This is a genomic window from Enterococcus sp. JNUCC 77 (assembly GCF_054819945.1).
Window position 1 is genome coordinate 1,100,928 of record NZ_JBTHIG010000001.1, and the last position, 15,071, is coordinate 1,115,998.

General features: G+C 34.9%; 14 protein-coding genes. 8 read left to right on the forward strand and 6 right to left on the reverse strand.

Features of this window, described 5'->3' with window-relative positions:
* Nucleotides 1-91: 91 nt before the first annotated feature.
* Nucleotides 92-2,230 (reverse strand): LTA synthase family protein, encoded by a 2,139-nt coding sequence (locus ACVWNY_RS05520; protein WP_218327651.1) that lies wholly within the window; start codon nucleotides 2,228-2,230, stop codon nucleotides 92-94.
* A 187-nt stretch (nucleotides 2,231-2,417) separates the two neighbouring features.
* Here ACVWNY_RS05520 and ACVWNY_RS05525 point away from each other — a divergent pair, with 187 nt between their 5' ends.
* From ACVWNY_RS05525 to ybaK, 3 genes are read left to right on the forward strand one after another with little or no spacing between them, the layout of a single operon-like run.
* Nucleotides 2,418-3,587: a class I SAM-dependent rRNA methyltransferase gene (locus tag ACVWNY_RS05525; protein ID WP_218327652.1), complete on the forward strand. Its 1,170-nt coding sequence runs from the start codon at nucleotides 2,418-2,420 to the stop codon at nucleotides 3,585-3,587.
* A gap of 16 nt (nucleotides 3,588-3,603) precedes the next feature.
* Nucleotides 3,604-4,362 (forward strand): type I 3-dehydroquinate dehydratase, encoded by a 759-nt coding sequence (gene aroD / locus ACVWNY_RS05530; protein WP_461211726.1) that lies wholly within the window; start codon nucleotides 3,604-3,606, stop codon nucleotides 4,360-4,362.
* 11 nt (nucleotides 4,363-4,373) lie between these two features.
* On the forward strand, nucleotides 4,374-4,862 hold the full coding sequence (gene ybaK / locus ACVWNY_RS05535) for a Cys-tRNA(Pro) deacylase (RefSeq protein WP_218327678.1): 489 nt from the start codon (nucleotides 4,374-4,376) through the stop codon (nucleotides 4,860-4,862).
* Here the strand turns inward: ybaK and ACVWNY_RS05540 are convergent.
* Nucleotides 4,859-6,115: a BaiN/RdsA family NAD(P)/FAD-dependent oxidoreductase gene (locus tag ACVWNY_RS05540; protein WP_218327653.1), complete on the reverse strand. Its 1,257-nt coding sequence runs from the start codon at nucleotides 6,113-6,115 to the stop codon at nucleotides 4,859-4,861. The genes ybaK and ACVWNY_RS05540 overlap by 4 nt on opposite strands.
* A gap of 95 nt (nucleotides 6,116-6,210) precedes the next feature.
* On the opposite strand from ACVWNY_RS05540, the gene gdhA reads away from it, so the two are divergent.
* From gdhA to ACVWNY_RS05555, 3 genes are all read left to right on the forward strand, one after another.
* A complete protein-coding gene (gdhA, locus tag ACVWNY_RS05545) occupies nucleotides 6,211-7,560 on the forward strand; it encodes an NADP-specific glutamate dehydrogenase (protein ID WP_218327654.1) in 1,350 nt (449 codons plus the stop codon).
* 79 nt (nucleotides 7,561-7,639) lie between these two features.
* Nucleotides 7,640-8,986: a glucose-6-phosphate isomerase gene (locus ACVWNY_RS05550; protein ID WP_218327655.1), complete on the forward strand. Its 1,347-nt coding sequence runs from the start codon at nucleotides 7,640-7,642 to the stop codon at nucleotides 8,984-8,986.
* 243 nt (nucleotides 8,987-9,229) lie between these two features.
* Entirely contained in the window at nucleotides 9,230-9,451 is a 222-nt protein-coding gene (locus ACVWNY_RS05555) for a hypothetical protein (RefSeq protein WP_218327656.1), read from the forward strand.
* A 33-nt stretch (nucleotides 9,452-9,484) separates the two neighbouring features.
* Here the strand turns inward: ACVWNY_RS05555 and ACVWNY_RS05560 are convergent, their stop codons facing one another.
* Nucleotides 9,485-10,810, reverse strand: coding sequence for a glycerophosphodiester phosphodiesterase family protein (locus tag ACVWNY_RS05560; protein ID WP_438720210.1), 1,326 nt, complete (start codon nucleotides 10,808-10,810; stop codon nucleotides 9,485-9,487).
* A 239-nt stretch (nucleotides 10,811-11,049) separates the two neighbouring features.
* Nucleotides 11,050-11,649, reverse strand: coding sequence for a TVP38/TMEM64 family protein (locus tag ACVWNY_RS05565; protein WP_218327658.1), 600 nt, complete (start codon nucleotides 11,647-11,649; stop codon nucleotides 11,050-11,052).
* A 160-nt stretch (nucleotides 11,650-11,809) separates the two neighbouring features.
* Here ACVWNY_RS05565 and ACVWNY_RS05570 point away from each other — a divergent pair, with 160 nt between their 5' ends.
* On the forward strand, nucleotides 11,810-13,153 hold the full coding sequence (locus tag ACVWNY_RS05570) for an Nramp family divalent metal transporter (protein ID WP_218327659.1): 1,344 nt from the start codon (nucleotides 11,810-11,812) through the stop codon (nucleotides 13,151-13,153).
* A gap of 16 nt (nucleotides 13,154-13,169) precedes the next feature.
* A complete protein-coding gene (locus ACVWNY_RS05575) occupies nucleotides 13,170-13,583 on the forward strand; it encodes a universal stress protein (protein WP_218327660.1) in 414 nt (137 codons plus the stop codon).
* A gap of 28 nt (nucleotides 13,584-13,611) precedes the next feature.
* Here ACVWNY_RS05575 and ACVWNY_RS05580 read toward each other — a convergent pair whose 3' ends face one another.
* Both ACVWNY_RS05580 and ACVWNY_RS05585 read right to left on the reverse strand, forming a co-directional pair.
* Nucleotides 13,612-14,070, reverse strand: coding sequence for a threonine/serine exporter family protein (locus tag ACVWNY_RS05580; protein ID WP_218327661.1), 459 nt, complete (start codon nucleotides 14,068-14,070; stop codon nucleotides 13,612-13,614).
* A gap of 12 nt (nucleotides 14,071-14,082) precedes the next feature.
* Nucleotides 14,083-14,835 (reverse strand): threonine/serine exporter family protein, encoded by a 753-nt coding sequence (locus tag ACVWNY_RS05585; protein WP_218327662.1) that lies wholly within the window; start codon nucleotides 14,833-14,835, stop codon nucleotides 14,083-14,085.
* Nucleotides 14,836-15,071: the final 236 nt, after the last annotated feature.

Below are 15,071 nucleotides of genomic sequence, written 5' to 3' on the forward strand. Positions count from 1 at the left end.
AGTATAAAAGAATAGTTTGAAAGAAGTATGAAGCTGATAAGAAAAAAAGGCGTAAAAAAACTACCCAATCAAAATTGAGTAGTTTACAGATCTATTCTTCAGCGTTATCAGATGTTTCGCTGGAGCCATTTTCTTGTTGATATTGTTGGAAAGTTTTCGTGCTGTACAAACTTTGTGTCGTCTTACCGCCATTTTTTGAGAAGATGCTAGTCGATTCAGCACCTAAGTCTGATTCGATTTGCTCCATTTTGCTGACGCTATCTTTATAATTATATTGGGATGAATCAATTGGTTCCAATCCACTTTCTGTGTAGAATCGTAAAAGGTCACCATTATTAATATCATCGGAGGTAGATAGTTGTTTGTCGACAGCAAGTTCCCATGTATCTAACTGTTGTTGCAGCTCATCATCTGGCTCTAAAATCATTTGGCCATTTGAATTGGAATAAACACTGCCACTATAACTTGTATATTCTGGTGTCATATAATCACCGTTACGGAAAGCAACTAGTTGATCATTTTCAGGAGATAATAAATCTTGACCCATTTGAATATATTTGCTTGTGTCAACGCCCAATAAGTGAAGTAAGGTTGGTAAAGCATCAACTTCACCACCATAAGTATGATTAATTCCACCATTTGTTTGGCCAGGAACATGAATCATGTATGGGACTCTTTGCATTTGTGCATTGTCATAATTCGTCCAAGTGTCAGAAGTTTTTCCGACTAACTCAGCTAAATCAGGATTACGGGATTCAGAAATACCATAGTGATCACCGTACATTACAATAATTGAGTTATCGTATAAACCAGTTTCTTTTAAGTAAGTGAAGAACTCTTCAACTGCTTTATCTAAATAATTCGCTGTTGCAAAGTAGCCATTAATTGTTTCATCACTTGTGTTCGCCATTGGGAAACCAGCCTCATCACCAGTTAACTGGCTATATGGATAGTGGTTTGTAACAGCAATAAACTTAGAATAGAATGGTTGTTGTAAATGTTCTAAATATTGAACAGATTGATTAAAGAAAGGTTTATCATGTAAACCATACTGGAATGAGTTATCATCGTTGACATCATAATAAGATGAGTCAAAGAAGTAATCATAGCCTAAATTTTTATAAGTTTCTGTTCGATTCCAGAAGTTCCCTGAGTTTCCGTGGAAAGCCGCTGAAGTGTAACCTTTTGTTTGATTTAAAATGCTTGGCGCAGCTTGGAAAGTATTTTCACTACCAAGTTGAGTAAATAATGATCCTTGATTTAAACCAAATAATGAAGTTTCCATCAAAGTTTCGGCATCAGATGTTTTCCCAGCCTTTACTTGGTGGAAGAAATTATCAAAACTGAAAGTACTATTTTCATGGTAGATACTGTTGATAAACGGCGTTACTTCGTGTTCCACACCATTTTCATCTTTTAATTTATAATCAATCAAGAATTGTTGGAAGCTTTCTAAATGGATAGTAATGACATTCCGTCCATCAGCAAGTCCATAATAGTCAGCATTTGGTGCTGCATAATGTTCGTTTACGTAAGCTTCAACGTCTGTTAAATCGTTGGCACTGGCTTCTGCTTTTACCTGATTAGTACGGTAAGTTTGAACGCCATCATAAACTGTAAAAGCATTAATTCCTAAATACTTAACTAAATAATCCCGTGAGAAGGTTCTAGTTAGTAAACCAGTTCGGTCAGCTTCAGCTAAAAATAAGTTTCCAGAAAAGATCATAACTGATAAGGCAGTTACGGCTAATGCCATTCGAGCTCTCACTGGTCTTTCTTCTTCTTTAATTATTTTCTTCCATAAAAGAATTGGAAGGATTAAAATATCAATCATGAAGATGAAATCATAAGGACGGAAAAGTCTTATGGCGCTTTCGCCAAGTCCGCTAGCTACTTTACCAGCACCAAGCATTGTGTTAATAGTGATAAAATCAGTAAATTCGCGATAGTAGACAACATTTGAAAACAAAAGCAGAGTTGCTAAAGCATAGATAACGATCATCGTTCGATAGGCTGCTTTAGGCCGTCTAACATATAATGCAATCGACAATAGAAACATTGTTGTTGCAAATGGATTGATAAAGAGGATGAAATATTGCATTAAGCTTTCAATCCCCAAATTGAATTCAAATAGATAAGCAAATATACTTTTGGCCCATAGTAATAAGGTTAATAGACCAAAGAAACCTAATCGCTTATTTAAGATTGATGAAATTTTAAATTTTCTCAAAGTTAACTTCCTTCCTAATAAAAGGTTTGTTTAAATTTTTCATTTAAAGCACTTCCCTAGAGTTTACATGGATTTTATAATGTCGTCAATCTAATTTAAGTTGATCTAAAGCCGACTTAAAAAAAACTTTATAAGCGTATTCACTTAAATATTTTGTTATACTTGAAAAGAAACGAGGGAAACAAATTTGAAAATACAATTAACAAAAAAGGCGAGTCAAAAAATTAGAAAGAAAAATCCACTGATTCAACCTGAAGATTTGCAAACAAAAATAAGCGATATACCTAAAGAATATCTGACTTTTTTAGACGAAAGAGGAGAGATTTTAGGTACAGGCTATTTAGGAAAACAAAACAAAGGAATCGGCTGGTTAATTAGTTACGAAGCTTTGAAAATTAATAAAACGTTCTTACATGAGTTATTTCAGACAGCAGTTACTAAGCGAAAGAAATTTTTTCAAAACAATGAAACGACAGCCTTTCGTTTATTTAATGGTGAAGGTGATGGCTTTGGTGGTATCACTATCGATTATTATGCCGGTTATTTAGTGATATCGTGGTATAACGAAACGATTTATGCCTTGAAAGAAGAATTATTGCTAACAATTTCGGAAGTCTTATCAGATAATCTTGGCATTGTCGAAAAAATTCGTTTTCAATCGGATTTACCGGAAAGTAATTGGTACATCGGAGAGAAACCTGCAGAACCTTGGCTAGTTAAAGAAAATGGTATTAATTATGCTACTTACTTAGATGAGGGATATATGACAGGAATTTTTCTTGATCAAAAAGAAGTTCGCAAACGTTTGGCTTCAGGACTTGCAAAAGAAAAAAAAGTCTTAAATATGTTTAGCTACACCGGTGCTTTTTCTGTTGCAGCAGCTGTTGGCGGGGCAGCAGGAACAACCAGTGTTGATTTAGCTAAACGCAGTTTAGATAAAACCAGAGAACAGTTTGAAGTGAATCAAATTTCTTTGGAAAAGCAAAAAATAGTAGTGATGGATACTTTTGAATATTTTAAGTATGCTAAAAGAAAAGGTTTTAGTTATGATTTAATCATCTTAGACCCACCAAGTTTTGCTAGAAATAAAAAGAAGACATTTTCAGTGACAAAAGATTATGGCCGCTTGATTGCTGAAAGCTTAGAAATATTAAATCCAAAAGGGCAAATTATTGCTTCCACTAATGCGTCAAATTTAACATTAAAGAAATTTCGACAAAGTATTGAAAAGAGTTTGGACGAACAGGGTGTAACCTACCAACTAAAAGAAACGTTTCGTTTGCCTCAAGATTTTCCAGTAGCGGCGTTTGAAGAAAGCAATTATTTAAAAGTACTATTTTACGAAATTAAAAAATAAAAAATGATCGTGGGGAATGAGTAAGATGATGGCTGTTCAAATAAGAGATATGCGATTGGATGCAGGAAAACCAAAAATTTGTGTACCAATTATTGGTGAAACATTTGATGAAATTATGTCACAGGCTAGTCAAGCAAAAGTCAATGGAGATATAGTTGAGTGGCGGGCAGATTATTATAAAAATCTGCAAGATGATGAAGAATTATTGTTAACATTATTGGCCTTAAGAGAAGAGCTGCGCAATATTCCGTTGATTTTTAATTTGCGAACTGTTGAAGAGGGTGGACAGGCTGATCTGCCACTAAGTGAGTATCGTAGAATTAATGAATTTGCAGTGACTTCTCGTTCCATTGATGTAGCGGACATTGAGTTAACCCACGTTGATACGTTGGGAACAACCTTTATTCGCTGGATGCAAGCATTAGATGTAAAAGTAATTCTAAGTGATCATAATTATTCTGAAACACCGGAAGATGCGGTTTTATTATTCCGTTTAAATATGATGGAACATTGGGGGGCAGACATTGCCAAACTTGTAGTAGTTCCGCAAAATCAATCCGATGTGATTCGATTAATGAGAACGACGTTAAAGGCACAAACCTTTGTAAACTTACCGATTGTGAGTGTATCACAAGGAAATCTTGGAAAGCTATCGCGAGTGGCTGGCTATTTAGATGGCTCTTGCATGACTTATGGACATTTACCTGGCTTAGCTTCTGCACCAGGTCAATTAGAAGTTGAAAAGTTAAAACTATTTTTAGATGAATTTAGTTAGAGGTGGAAAAAATCGCTAAGAAAAAACAAGTAAAAACAAATGCGATTCGTTTGATTGAACAGAAAAAAATTTCTTATGTAGAACATCAATATGAGTGGTCTGAGAATGATTTAAGTGCCCGCCATGTACCTGAACAAGTTGGGATAGAGGCGGCGCGTATTTTTAAAACACTAGTGGCGGTTGGAAATGCCAGCGGACCAATCGTTGCAGTGATACCTAGTGATCACGAGCTAGACTTAAAAAAGTTAGCCAAAGCATCAGGTAATAAAAAAGTTGAAATGCTTCATGTAAAAGATTTAGAAAGTTTGACTGGTTACATTCGAGGAGGCTGTTCACCAATCGGGATGAAAAAACTATTTCCGACTTTTATGGCAGTAGAAGCTGCAAGTTATGACACAATAACTGTCTCGGCAGGCAAACGTGGCTTACAGATAGAAATTGCCCCAAATGCTATTCTGGAAATAACAAAGGGGCAAACAGTAGATTTAATTCAAAATTAAGCAAAACTCTGATAAGCGGCATGGGTACCAGCAACATGTCCCGTGCAAAAAGCAGCAGTAATGTTAAAACCACCTGTATAACCATTAACATCGAGCACTTCACCGGCAAAAAACAAGCCGGTGATTTTTTTGCTTTCAAGAGTTTTAGGTGAAATCTCTTTTAGTTCGATACCACCGCCAGTTACGAAAGATTTTTCTAGACCTAATGTTTTTGTGGCGGTCATTTGAAAGTTTTTGATTAAGTTGATGAGCTCAATCAATTCATGTTCGTTTACTTCGCGATAAGTTTTGTTAGTTAGCATTGCTTTTTGAAGGAAAAAATTTAGTAAACGCTCAGGAAGTAAAATACTTAGAGCATTATTTAGCTGTTTATTAGAGGTTTCACCCAATTCAGCTATTTTTTCTTTCACTGCTTCCTCAGATAGTTCTGGTAAACAATCTAATGACAAAGTTACTGTAGATTGTTCTCGTAATAATTGATTTACAAATCCTGAACAGCGTAGGGCAGCCGGACCGGAAACACCAAAATGAGTAAATAATAAATCCATTTTATGGGCGGTAACTTCTTTATTATATTGATTTAGAACGGTTAAACGAACGTCTCTTAAAGATAGTCCTTGCAATGTTTTATCAGTAATAAAAGAATCATTTAAAAAGATAGCAGACTCAGTCGGATAAAGTGGAGTGACGTGGTGACCCAGAGTTTTTGCCATTTTATATCCATCACCGGTAGCTCCTGTGTTTGGATAAGTCATGCCGCCTGTGGTGACAACAACACATTTTCCGCCAAAATCACCCTTTTCAGTTCTAACACCTTGAATTTTTTCCCCGTCAGAAATAATCTTTTCGATAGCTGTGTTAAAGAAGATGGTCACATTTAGATTTTCTAATTCGGCTAGCAGCGTTTGAACAATGGTTTTAGCTGAGTTACTGACTGGAAACATTCGGCCGTGGTCTTCTTCTTTTAAAGCAACACCATGTTCAATAAAAAAAGTCATAATGTCTTGATTGTCCCATTGGCTAAAAGTACTATATAAAAACTTCCCATTTCCAGGAATGTGGGTAATTAAGTCATCGACAGGACGATTGTTGGTAACATTACAACGACCGCCGCCAGTCATGAGTAGTTTTCGACCTGGTTTTTTATTTTTTTCAAACAAAGCGACTTGAGCGCCATTTTCTGCTGCAGCGATGGCGGCCATCATACCACTTGTCCCAGCACCGATGACAATCACATCAAATTTTTTCTTCATATTTTTCCTCCGTATTGTGAATTTTTTTAATCTTTAAAAAATTGCTATACAAGCCCACTATATTAAGCTAAACTTATTATTATTTTGAAAGGATGATGCACGTGAATACCCAAGAATACATTGATAAGTTAATAAATGATTTAAAAGCCAAAGATTCTCATGAAATTGAGTTCATTCAGGCAGTTGAAGAGTTTCTGCCTACTATTATACCTTTTTTAGAAGACAATCCTACATTTATTGAGAAAAATATTTTGTCACTTATTTTAGAACCTGAGCGTGTAATTCAATTTAGAGTCCCTTGGCAAGCAGATAATGGTGATTGGCATGTGAATCGTGGCTATCGAGTACAATTTAATTCAGCCATCGGTCCATATAAAGGCGGGTTAAGATTTCACCCTAGTGTAAACCTGAGTATTTTAAAATTTTTAGGTTTTGAACAAATTTTTAAAAATAGTTTAACTAACCAACCAATTGGTGGTGGTAAAGGCGGTTCCGACTTTGATCCTAAAGGTCGATCAGATAGTGAAATTATGCGTTTTTGTCAAAGTTTCATGACTGAATTGCAAAAGCATATTGGTCCTGATTTAGATGTACCTGCTGGTGATATTGGTGTGGGTGCTAGAGAAATTGGTTTTTTATATGGTCAGTATAAACGTTTGCGACAATCAGATATGGGTATTTTAACCGGTAAACCAGTCGGTTTTAACGGAAGTTTGATCCGAACAGAAGCAACGGGCTATGGTTTAGTCTACTTGGTTCATCACCTATTGAAAGATAAAGGAGATTCTTTAAAAGATAAGACAGTTAAATTATCAGGTAGTGGAAATGTCGCGATTTACACTATTGAAAAAATTCAAGAATTAGGTGGAAAAGTGCTAACTGCTTCAGATTCTAGTGGTTTTATTTATGACTCAGAAGGCATTGATTTAAAACTTTTAAAAGAAATAAAAGAAGTTCGGCGAGGCAGATTAACCGAATATATCGAGCAAAGACCAAATGCTAGTTATCAAACAGGTAGTGTCTGGGATTTCTCTGTTCAAGCGGATATTGCATTACCATGTGCAACACAAAATGAAATTAATGCGGTTCAAGCGGAAATTTTAGTAAAAGATGGTATAAGAATTGTTGCTGAAGGTGCAAATATGCCTTCAACTAATCAAGCTCTTGAAGTTTATCAGGCTGGAAATATTTGTTACTTGCCAGCCAAAGCAGCAAATGCCGGTGGTGTAGCTGTTTCAGCTTTGGAAATGAGTCAAAATTCACAACGACTTTCTTGGACTCGTCATGCGGTAGACGAAAATCTTAATTTAATTATGAAAGATATTTATGAAACAATTTCTGAAACAGCTAAACGTTACGCAACTGCTGGAGATTATGCTGCAGGTGCTAATATAGCTGGTTTTGCTAAAGTTGCTGAAGCGATGTATGCACAAGGTTTGGTATAAAAAAGTTCTGGCTTGAAAAATTATGAAAATAAACGTAAAGTAATAGCTGTATAATAGTAATCATCAAGGAGGAAACAAAATGGCACACATTCATTTCGATCATTCGAAAGTAACACCTTTTATTAACGACCATGAAGTTGAATTTATCAAGAGTCAAGTGGCATTAGCTCACAAAGAACTACACGAAGGTACTGGAGCTGGCAATGACTTTTTAGGCTGGATTGATTTACCAGTAAATTATGATAAAGATGAGTTTGCTCGTATTAAAAAAGCCGCTGAAAAAATCCAATCTGATTCTGAAGTTTTAGTGGTTATCGGAATTGGTGGTTCTTATTTAGGTGCTCGTGCAGCGATTGAATTTTTACATCAATCATTTTTCAATGCACAAACAAAAGAAGACCGTAAAGCACCACAAGTATTCTTTGCTGGAAATTCAATTAGCTCAACATACATTGCTGATTTAATCGAAGTAATTGGGGACCGAGATTTTTCAGTTAACGTAATCTCGAAATCTGGTACAACTACTGAACCAGCGATTGCTTTCCGCGTATTTAAAGAATTATTAATTAAAAAATATGGCGAAGCAGAAGCAAATAAACGAATCTATGCAACAACTGACAAAGCGCGTGGTGCAGTGAAAATTGAAGCCGATGCAGCTGGTTGGGAAACTTTTGTAATTCCTGATGATGTTGGTGGACGTTTTTCTGTATTGACTGCAGTTGGTTTATTACCAATCGCTGCCAGTGGTGCGGATATTGACGCCTTGATGCAAGGTGCGGCAGATGCACGAACAGCTTATTCAAGTGATAACCTGGACGAAAATGAAGCTTATCAATATGCTGCATTGAGAAATATCTTATACCGTAAAGGAAAAGTAACTGAAATTTTAGTTAACTATGAACCAGGAATGCAGTATTTAAATGAATGGTGGAAACAACTTTACGGTGAATCTGAAGGAAAAGATTTGAAGGGCATTTATCCATCAAGTGCGAACTTCTCAACAGATTTACATTCATTTGGTCAATACATTCAAGATGGTCGTCGCAATATATTTGAAACGATTGTTAAAGTTGATCAACCTAGAAAAGTTATCGAAATTCCAGCTCAAGAATCTGACCTTGATGGTTTAGGTTACTTAGAAGGAAAAGATGTCGATTTTGTAAATACAAAAGCTTTTGAAGGAACTTTACTTGCTCATACCGATGGTGGCGTTCCAAACTTTGTATTACACATTCCAACAATGGACGCGTATACTTTAGGATACACCATGTATTTCTTTGAAATTGCAGTTGGTGTTTCTGGCTACTTAAACGGTGTCAATCCATTTAATCAACCCGGTGTGGAAGACTATAAAAGAAATATGTTTGCTTTACTAGGCAAACCTGGCTTTGAAGATTTAGCTAAAGAATTAAACGAACGTCTATAGAATAATACTGAGAGCCTGCCAATCATTTTTTCGATTGGTAGGCTTTTTGATGCTTAAATTAAATTTAGGTAATAAAAAGCATGCTTGATTAAAGATAACATTTATTATTAAACCATTTGTTTTTAAAGTAGTCTAATTTTTGGCAAAATATCCTTTTTAATTAGTAAATTTATTTGTGAAAAGCGTTTTCAATTTATTTATAATATGTTATTATAAAAAACGAAATGAACGGAGGGGATTCAGATGGAAGAAATAAAAATCGGTGCTCAGTATAAATGTTTACCAGTTGGTTCTCAGCGGGAAGTGATTGGTGTTGTTGAACAGTTATACACGAATATAGCAGTCATTAACGTAACTGAATGTGATCCATGCGATGAATTAATGGTGCAAGAGTTACAGAATCGCATGGTTGTTAAATATCAAGACATAAAAAAATCTATTTCAGATAAATCATTAGCATATTAAAAAAAGTACTTTTCCCTTGGAAAAGTACTTTTTTTAATAGAGACGCAAGAAAAACGCAGCGAAATTTTGAAGGGTGGCTTGGCTTTTTAGTTTGGATAGATCGTCAGTCAGTAAGCCGTTAATGGCTAAACTTTTTAATTGAGAAGCTTCTTTTTTTGTATGCAATGTCCAAATTAAAATATCTTTGTTTTGATTTTTTAAAGCTTGAATTATATAAGGATTAGCCGTTCGCTGTTCGATATTGATAAAATCCAAATTGTTTTTTGGTACGCCGAGAAAATCAAAAGGTAAAATATAGCCAACTTGATTATCAAAAAAGTATTTTTTTGTTTCTTCAGAAACTTTAAGGCTCATACTTTGTAAAAAATGATTAGACAATTGCTCTTTAAATGGAAGTAGCGCTGAAACAATTGTTTCTTGTGTTTTTGTTGAAGGTTTTAATTCAATCAGCAGTTTTTGTTCTAATTGATTGGCCTGAACTAAATAATCAGAAAATAGACTAATTTTATCAGTATAATTGTTTTCTTTTAATGTTAATTGTTGAATTTCTGGCCAAGTTAGTTGATCTACGTTGAGATCTCTTCCTGTTAATTTTTTTAAATTTGGGTCATGGACGACTACTAATTGGTGATCTGAAGTTTCTTGAAGATCAATTTCGACGAGATCAGGTTGCCACTGGAGATTTGTATCAGTTAATCCGGTAATTGTATTTTGAATGGCATTCTTTTGACTTATACCGCGATGAGAAATACTATAAGGCTGATTGTTAGGCTGAAAAGCAGTTAAATCGCTATGATAATTTAAAATAGTGATAGCGATTAAGCCTAGCACACTCAACAATAACCAATGACAATCAAAAACGTCATTTACAATTAGTTTTTGCTGATTTAATAATTTAACAATCAAGAGAGCAAAAAGAACGTTGCCGATTAATGCATAAATTAGTAAAGCAAATATTAGTGAGTACTGGTGACTGAAAAGTGTTAACAATTGTTCTCCAAGTTTTATCCGCACTAACCAAATGATAGCTGTCAGCAATAGCATTAATCCACCAAAAAGAATTTCCTTCGGCCAAGGCTTTTGAGAAAATTTCCAACTATTGATCAAACCTCTGATTATAGTATCACCATGAGTTAAATTTGACGGAAAAAAAATAAATCGAGTAGTAAGATATAAGATAATTAAGTAGATAATAATGACAATCGGAATGATTTGCCATCTTTTAGCAAATACAGTAGACAGTATATTTGCAGGCAAAGAGAATCGCGCCAATAAAAGTTGATAAAACTGGGCAAATAATAAAGGAGACCAAATAAATATTAGTCCGGAAGAAGCCAGCCAGCCTTTGAAAAAATTCAAGTTGCAGGTCGGCTTTTTTGTCTCTATCATTAAGAGTATTAGTCCATAGATACTCATAAGTAAAACAAATAAAAGCAAACTACCTAATAAAGGTAGCTTAGTATTTTTTAAAATAAAAAAAAGCACTAGATTGACGAAAGGTAGAAAACTAGCGAATAATAGAAATATTTTAAAATTATTTAATTTAGTAGAAAACATTTAACCAACAACCTTTACCTAAAAATAAAACCCACTATTGATTAGTGGGTTAGTAATTGTGACAGTAATTGACCGCCTTGTAATAGAGCTAAACTATACAAGAAAATTGAAGCAGGTTTAGCTAATAGAATAATCGCTGTATATTTTTTGAAAGACATATTTGTTAAACTAGCCATCAAACATAAAGCATCATCTGGTGCAACTGGTAAAAAAATCGCGATGGCAAATATCTTTTCAAAACGAGATTCATTATCCAACATGTGACTATATTTATCAAATATCTTTTCACTGACTAAATGTTCGATCAAAGGTTTTCCATAATGCCGACCTAAGGCAAAAAGGATTAATGAGCCTATACAAATACCGACATAATTATAAACAAATCCCCAATAGGGACCGAAGATAATGACTCCAGCAGCTAAACTTATACCCCCTGGAATAATCGGGATGACGACTTGAATAATTTGAATCAAGACAAACACGAGAGGACCAACAATTGCTGATTGACCAACTAATTGTTGTAAAGCATTCATATCTTTAAAGACACCTAATTGATAAAAGTAAATTGCCAAACTAATGGTCACGGCAATTCCCATCAATGAGATAATATTTAATAATTTTCTAGATTGTGCAATGCTCATTTCTTCATCTCCTTTGTGCTACATTTGCAGTATAAAGGATTATTGTGTAATTTGTATAGGACTTAAGACCTAAATTACGCAAATCATGAACTTTTTTAAATATTTTACAGTTTTTTTAACTTAAGCTATGCTTAAAGAAAAACAATAAGGGGAAATACCTTTGACTAAAAAGAAAAATCTGATACATGAGTCTGACGGCGTCAGTTTAGAAGAAATAAATGGAACAGTTGTTGTTCCGAAAGATGCTAGCTTTTGGCGGAAACTGCTGCTTTACAGTGGACCTGGTGCTTTAGTTGCAGTGGGTTATATGGATCCAGGTAATTGGATTACATCGATAGCAGGTGGAGCATCTTATAAATATAGTCTGTTGTCAATTGTTTTAATTTCTAGCTTGGTTGCGATGCTCTTACAGAGTATGGCGGCTAAATTAGGCATTGTAACTGGAAAAGATTTGGCGCAAATGACCCGTACGAAAACTGGGAAAGCTTTAGGTTTTTCGTTGTGGGTTGTAAATGAGATGGCCATTATGGCAACAGATATTGCTGAAGTCATTGGTGGGGCAATCGCCTTACAATTATTATTTGGTTTACCATTGATTGTTGGGGTATTGATCACTACTTTAGATGTTTTACTATTGCTACTTTTAACTAAATTGGGATTTCGTAAGATTGAAGCAATTGTAGCAACTTTGATTTTTGTCATTTTTTGTGTTTTTGGTTATGAAGTTGCCGTGGCTGATCCTCATTGGGGAGAAGTGATTCGCGGTTTTATTCCTACAACTAAAATTGCGACGGATCGCTCGATGCTTTTATTAGCGCTCGGTATTGTCGGTGCAACGGTAATGCCTCACAACTTGTATTTGCATTCGTCAATCTCTCAATCACGAGATTTTGATCGAGATAATCCAAGAGAAATGAAAGAAGCAGTCAGATTTACTACCTGGGATTCTAATATTCAATTGACGGTCGCATTTATCGTTAACTGTCTACTATTAATTTTAGGTGGTGCTTTATTTTATGGCACGAATTCAGATTTAGGGAAATTTGTTGATCTATATGATGCTCTACAAAATCCAGCAGTCGTGGGAAGCATTGCCAGTCCGTTGCTAAGTACTTTATTTGCTGTCGCATTATTGGCCTCAGGACAGAATTCAACCATTACTGGTACATTGTCTGGTCAAATTGTCATGGAAGGTTTTATTCGTTTGAAAATTCCTTTATGGATGCGGCGTGTTGTCACAAGACTTTTAGCAATCATTCCAGTAATCATTTGCGTCATTCTGTATGGTGGAAATGAAGAGGCGGTTGAGAATTTGCTGTTATATACACAAGTGTTTTTAAGTATCGCTTTACCTGTTTCAATTATTCCGCTAACCATTTTTACTAGTGACAAAAAAGTAATGGGAGAGTTTGCAAATCCAAATTGGGAAAAATATCTTGCTTGGTTTATTACGATAGTATTAACAATTTTGAATTTATTTTTGATTTATAGTACTTTAAGCTAAAGAAAGAAGGCATAAAATGTTTGAGAAAATATTGGTCGCAGTAGATGATTCAGAAGATTCACTAAAAGCATTTGATTATGCAGTTGATCTGGCCAGCCGATTAGGTTCAAAAATAGCGGTGGCAACGATATTTGAAATTAATCGATTGAATGTTTATGAATATTTGCAGCCAGAGAATTTACGGCAAAAAAAAGAAAAAGTGGTAAATATATCCGAAGATTATATGAAAAAGGCTGAAAAAGCAGGTATTACTGTCGAAAAGGCTTACGTGGATGAAGGCGATCCAGCTCATGTGATTGTAGAAGAAATCATTCCCATTTTTCAACCGGATCTACTAGTTTGTGGTGCCTCTAAGAAAAAAAGTTTTATTCGTTCTGAAGCAAATGAGATGGCTCGCATGGCAGAATGTTCAGTATTGATTGTAAAATAAGAAGACGTTAGCTGGACTCAATGTCTCGCTAACGTCTTGTTTTTTTTAGTAGATTTTGTCGTGTTCGTTTTAAAATTCCTTCAACTAAATTAGTGAACATAAATCCTAGAGCAATAGCTCCTGCCGTAACTAAGACCACTACAATATTTTCCATCGCCGCGGTAAAATTCTGATTCATCATTTGTCGAACCGCCATATAAGCTGGGCCACCAGGTACTAAAGGAACCAAACTAGGTACGTTAAAAATAATTACTGGCATAGACATACGGCGTGAAAAGAAAATACTGATTAGACCAATTACTGTCGCAGCGCAAAAATTAGCAATTCCAGCATTTTGATTAAAATACGTTTCTAATCCCCAGAAAGTCATCCAACCACATGCCCCTGTAAGACCAGTCGTTAAAAATGCACGGCGAGGAATATTAGTTAATACACCAAAAGTTATCGTGCTAATCATACTAAAGAAAAAATTGATAAGTATAGTCAAAAAGTTTCCTCCTTAAAAAAAATGAAAAGCAACAATAATTCCGCCGCCAATGGCTCCTGCAACAAAGAGCGCTTCCGTAGCGCGAGCAATTCCGCTAATTAAATGACCAGCCATAATATCTCTAAAAGAATTGGTAATTGCTAATCCAGGAACCAGAGGCATGATAGAGCCAATAATAATACTGTTCACATTCAGTGCCCAACCTAGTAAAACAAAAATATTTGCTAGCGCACCGATAATTAGTGCGGCAAAAAAATCATTGAAAAAATACATATGTAATTTTTTTCCGAAGAAATTATGAACAGTAAAACCCAGTGCACCAATGATAAAAGTTGGAATAAAATCTCGCCAGTCTCCCTGTAAAATAATCATTAAAGTACAACTGACAATCCCTGCTGCAATCACATTCCACCAATAAGGAAAATCCGCTGTATTATCATCTACAAAATCTAATGCATAATATAAATCTCGTAAAGAAATTTCTCCAGATGCAAACAAGCGTGAACCACGATTGACCGCTGCAACTTTTTCTAGATTAATTGATTGGCGAGTAATCTCAATTAATTGACTTTTTTCTTCAGACGGTGATCCTACAAACAAACCTGTTGCAGTCACATATGTTTGAATATCCTGAAGTCCAGCGTTTCTTGCAATTCGTTTCATTGTATCTTCCACGCGATACACTTCTGAACCAGACTCCATCATTATTTTTCCAGCCCTTAAGCAAGTACTTAAAATTAGTTGTGTGTAGCTACTTTGCTCCATTATTTCACCGCCTTATTCCAATAGTAGGGAAAAATTTGAGTTTAGGCAAGAAAAGTTTTTCTAGTGAGATAAAAATTTGAAAGATAGTGGAATAAAGTAACATGAAATAGTAAAAAAATACATTCATTCTCAATCACTCAGAAAACGACCAAATAGAAGAAAGCATAACGCCTACATCTCTGGTTGAAATTATATAAGATTATTTATAAAGATTATAAAAACGATTTCAATAGCTA

Excerpts from the sequence above, each read along its gene's own strand:
- gdhA (WP_218327654.1), top strand. The coding sequence starts at position 6,211 with ATGCACGTGAATACCCAAGAATACATTGATAAGTTAATAAATGATTTA.
- ACVWNY_RS05565 (WP_218327658.1), bottom strand. The coding sequence starts at position 11,649 with ATGAGCATTGCACAATCTAGAAAATTATTAAATATTATCTCATTGATG.
- ACVWNY_RS05575 (WP_218327660.1), top strand. The coding sequence starts at position 13,170 with ATGTTTGAGAAAATATTGGTCGCAGTAGATGATTCAGAAGATTCACTA.
- ACVWNY_RS05585 (WP_218327662.1), bottom strand. The coding sequence starts at position 14,835 with ATGGAGCAAAGTAGCTACACACAACTAATTTTAAGTACTTGCTTAAGG.
- ACVWNY_RS05540 (WP_218327653.1), bottom strand. The coding sequence starts at position 6,115 with ATGAAGAAAAAATTTGATGTGATTGTCATCGGTGCTGGGACAAGTGGT.
- aroD (WP_461211726.1), top strand. The coding sequence starts at position 3,604 with ATGAGTAAGATGATGGCTGTTCAAATAAGAGATATGCGATTGGATGCA.
- ACVWNY_RS05555 (WP_218327656.1), top strand. The coding sequence starts at position 9,230 with ATGGAAGAAATAAAAATCGGTGCTCAGTATAAATGTTTACCAGTTGGT.
- ACVWNY_RS05550 (WP_218327655.1), top strand. The coding sequence starts at position 7,640 with ATGGCACACATTCATTTCGATCATTCGAAAGTAACACCTTTTATTAAC.